The organism is Nostoc sp. CHAB 5715 (genome assembly GCF_020829685.1).
GTDB lineage: Bacteria > Cyanobacteriota > Cyanobacteriia > Cyanobacteriales > Nostocaceae > Nostoc.
In genome coordinates, this window is record NZ_JAIVFR010000974.1 from 1 (window position 1) to 2758 (window position 2758).

Consider the following 2758-nt stretch of genomic DNA (forward strand, 5'->3'; position numbering starts at 1 on the left):
CTTTACCTAAAATCTTCGCTAAATTGTCAAGCCATTGCGGTTGGGTCTTTACAGTTGTGTATTCAACGAAGTAAACGCTTGAGATTAGAGCCATTGGACTATCTTTGTATTCAATGTCAAAGAGCAAATATCCCATAAGCAGTTTTGTTGAAAGCAATGGCTCTTGTGAGTAAATTGCATCCTTCGATACGCCTACGGCCTCAAGATCCCTGACAAAGAACTCGGTGTCGTGAAGCATCTCCTCCTCGGTATATTTCGCCCATGCTTTGGCTTGAACTGGGTCATGCTTAGTGAAGTATCGGATAGCTAGTGCATCTACTGTACGTTTTAGCCGCAGCCGAAGAATAGTTTCAATGTTGTGCCGCTTGTAGTAATCCATGTTGAGATCCGATCCGTTCAACATATGTTGAGAAAACGGAACTTCTTTATAGAACTTCGCAATCATTGAGTCTAGGAGTGCGTCTACACGCGATCTGAGTTCCGGTCTTTTTGGCTGACCAATAGGCTTTTTCATTTTTAGCAGAATTGATTATTTTCAATGGTTTCAGAACTTTGGGAAGTGCGGAATCAGAAACTGGGAATCAAGAAGGTTGGTATTTCAGAATAGTTTTTCTGGCTGTCTCTAAGATTACCCATTTTTCTAATCCCTCACCATCTATGAGTTGTGCCTTAAGTTAGTGCATTCGACTGTCACTTAAGTTGTGGTTAGTAGAATATCTTGTTGGTGGTTATATACCAACTTATTTGGTAGTAAATCCTATACCAATCTTATCGGGGAAAATGTAATGCAAGATACACTTTTTGATTTATCTCCTGGAATCCACTACTTTGTAGCTTATTTAACAGCAATGCTGAAATTATGAGATATGGAAAATATTCAAACTATCCAATCTACTCCCTGATTTGTGCAGTTGGATTCGATTTTGTACGTAATTTTTGAGTTACAGGCATATTACCAATAAAGTTGGGAAAATGATTTTTAATACTTCCTGATTTGAAAGTTGCTGAGATATCTTATGCAATAAGAGTTTTCCTAGAACAATTCACACGTAAACGTTTCATAGATGAAAATCCTGTTTCCACATTCGGAATTTGATTATTCACAGTGTCAGGAAAATTTGACAATTTCAGTAATTAACTCCACCAGCAAGAAAGAAAGTACTGTGATGGTATGGTTGCTGTCTTTATTTAGGGCATAAAAATATTCAGCATACTGTTCATTACACCGAACTTGCATTTACCAAGTTTCAGGGGCTTTGGGATGATTGATGTTTAAGGGCCCTGCTTAATTGTTGCCCATCTCCCCCGAAAAAAATCACTCTCACTGGCTCCTCCTTACTCCTGAATTCTTGTTAAAGTTCTGATAAAGTCAGCGTTTGATTACGTAACTAAATTGATATTTTCCAATTTAGTTGGTATTATAACTTCAACCTAAAAATTACGTACATATCCAAGCACACTTGTAAACGTTGAGGAATAAACTAGAGAGTTTAGACGGTTAGAAAAACAACTACTCAAGCATTAGTTGTTAAAAATTCACACAGTATTAATAGCAACACAATTGCATAAAACAATGAAAAAGTATTTGTTTGTCTTTTCACTGGTAGCCTGTACTATCAATGTCGCGCTGCCAAATCAAGCTTTCGCTGTGGAACTGTATTCTGCTGGCAGTCTGCGGAATAGTCTAACAGAAATTACTGGACTTTTTACCGAAGATACCGGGATACCTGTCACGTTGACGTTTAATGGCTCCGGTACATTAGCAGATACCATACAAAAAGAACTTACGGAAAAAGGAAAGTCCGCAGACGTTTTTACCAGCGCCGATATTGGCAATCCTCAAAGACTATACGACCAAGGCTTGAGTGGGCCTGTAGTGAACTTCATTGGTAATCGCTTAGTTGCTGTTGTCAGACCAGGGTTAAATGTGACATCAGATAATTTGTTGAACTTCTTGCTAGACCCTAATATTAAAGTCGGAACCTCAACACCGATAAAAGATCCTTCTGGAGACTATGCATTCCAGGTATTTGACAAAGCCGGTCAGGTCAAATCTGGTAGTACTCAAATTTTGAAAGACAAAGCTTTGCAATTAGTAGGGGGTAATCCCAATGCTCCTGTACTTCCTAATGGAGAAAATAACTTAGTTTACTTTCTCAAAAAAATTCCCCAAGAAGAGTTTCGGGCAGATATCTTTTTATCTTACTACACTGGTGCTTTGTCTGCTCAAGCCTTGCCAAATGGTAGCGATTTGCAATTAATAGAGTTACCTAATTATTTGGCAACCAAGGCTGATTATGGGCTGACTATAGTGAAAAACGCCGACCCTGATAGTCAAAAACTGGCTGACTACATCCTTTCACCAAAGGCACAAGACATTTTGATTAATAAGTATAAATTTGCACCTCCCTCTACTCCGGTTCCTGAACCCAGTAGTATAGGTGGAGCAGTTCTTGCAGTTAGTATAGCTTTTGCTCTGAAGAAAAGACAGGCATATTTCAAAAGCAATCAGTCAAAATAGTGCGTTTTTCAATTTCTTTATTAACCAGTCCCGTACCAATAAATATCGTTACAATTAACCCGATGGCATTCATCGCCGCCATCCCAAAATCTAAAAAGATTTTGTCTTCAGTCCTTCCTGAATTTGCAGCAACGACTGAAGACAAAATCTTTTTAGATTTTGGGATGGCGGCGATGAATGCCATCGGGTTAATTGTAACGATATTTATTGGTACGGGACTGGTTAATAAAGAAATTG

2 protein-coding genes and 1 pseudogene are annotated in these 2758 nt (G+C 38.5%); 1 reads left to right on the plus strand and 2 read right to left on the minus strand.

Annotation, left to right across the window (positions count from 1 at the left end; all coding sequences use genetic code 11):
- On the minus strand, nucleotides 1-514 hold a 514-nt coding region (locus LC574_RS34575), incomplete at its 3' end, for a hypothetical protein (protein WP_229458131.1).
- A 1059-nt stretch (nucleotides 515-1573) separates the two neighbouring features.
- On the opposite strand from LC574_RS34575, the gene LC574_RS34580 reads away from it, so the two are divergent.
- Nucleotides 1574-2521 (plus strand): extracellular solute-binding protein, encoded by a 948-nt coding sequence (locus LC574_RS34580; protein WP_229458132.1) that lies wholly within the window; start codon nucleotides 1574-1576, stop codon nucleotides 2519-2521.
- Here LC574_RS34580 and LC574_RS34585 read toward each other — a convergent pair.
- Nucleotides 2514-2633 (minus strand): annotated as a pseudogene (locus LC574_RS34585) (ABC transporter permease); the annotation flags it as partial. The gene LC574_RS34580 and the pseudogene LC574_RS34585 sit on opposite strands and share 8 nt — an antisense overlap.
- Nucleotides 2634-2758 lie beyond the last annotated feature (125 nt).